Annotated in this window: 1 protein-coding gene; it reads left to right on the plus strand. The window is 27.9% G+C overall.

The genetic code is table 11. The annotated features are described in order from the left end of the window. Positions 1-859: DUF2963 domain-containing protein (locus HR065_RS00980; protein WP_178734058.1), on the plus strand; the 859-nt coding region annotated here is incomplete at its 5' end. Between the last annotated feature and the right edge of the window lie 500 nt (positions 860-1,359).

A 1,359-nucleotide genomic window follows, 5' to 3' on the forward strand; every position in this document is an offset into this window, starting at 1 on the left:
AGAATCAGAAACAGTAAAGCAAAAATTAGATGATATATCTAAAAAACCAACCCCTATGAATGAAAAAACTTCTGTTTCACGACAAACTTTTGAACAAATTTTAAAACATATTTTAGACGAAGAAACTTCTATTTCTTTGTCTGATATATCTCCTATGCTCGAAAAACAAATCAAAAGTACTCAAAATTATTACACTTTAATAAAAAAACAGGCACTTAAAACTTCTTCTACTGTAAAACAAACATTCGAACAATTGAGTTCAGGAATCGATCACGCAAAAACACAAACTCCAAATGAATTAGAAGATGTTATTTACATGACAAATGGAGTTGTTGTGACAATAATATCTATAAAATTATCTGATCCCCAAGAAGAAATCGAAAACAAATTATTAGAATATTTAACTATTTCCAATCCCAACTCTGAACCATCAACTATCATTTTAAAATCCGGATACAAATTCATCACTGAATATAACCAAAAAACCAAAGAAACTCACTATAACCCCGATGATTCAATTGAATTGATTAACGAATACAACCATAAAACTGGCAAACCCTCTAAAACAATTCAGTATTTCCCTGATGGCTCGAAAAAATCCGCCTACTACAACGCTGAGGAAAAATTAATCAAATTGGCTTATTATAATTCTAGTCTCTATATTAATGTCATCTTAGAATTTGACCCTCAAACCAACAAACTCGCCAAAGAAACTTACTACAACCTTGACGGTACTCTCTCCTATATCAATATTTCCGACCCCATCACCGGCAAACACATCAAAACCCTCCGCGACACAGACATAACTCCCCAAGACAAACAACAAGCCCATCAATTATATGAAATCACCTTCAAATAAGCTTAAAAGAACAAGTATCTTTTATCAACAAAAAATAATTCCTTTCCTCAAAGACCCTAATTTTTAAGGTCTTTTTTATTTAAATAATAAACACAATATCACCGAGAAAAAGTCAAAAACCAAAATGCGAAAATATCTAAAAATTATCAAAAAAATCCCTCTTTCATTCTATCAAGACTCCTTTACCGAATTCTTTTCTTTTACCACAATTAAATTTTTTAATAACTTTAATTTTGAAAAAAATTATTCTCATTACTAAAGAACAACCTTATAACTATATTGATATTAATAAATATTTAGTATTATTAAAATATATTGATATTTCGACAAAAAGGCAAGCAAAAAGATTAAAAATATACAAAAGACAACTTTACTTATTAAATAAATCCTTTTAATAAGGCAAAAATTAGCTTTTTTAACCTGTTTTTTAAATAAAGTAATATATAATTATTAAGATTTAATTTTACTCGGTTAATTTAGCTATAAAAAAGCTTTTTTAT

The sequence above is a fragment of the Candidatus Phytoplasma pruni genome, assembly GCF_013391955.1.
In the GTDB taxonomy this organism is placed as follows: Bacteria; Bacillota_I; Bacilli_A; order Acholeplasmatales; family Acholeplasmataceae; genus Phytoplasma.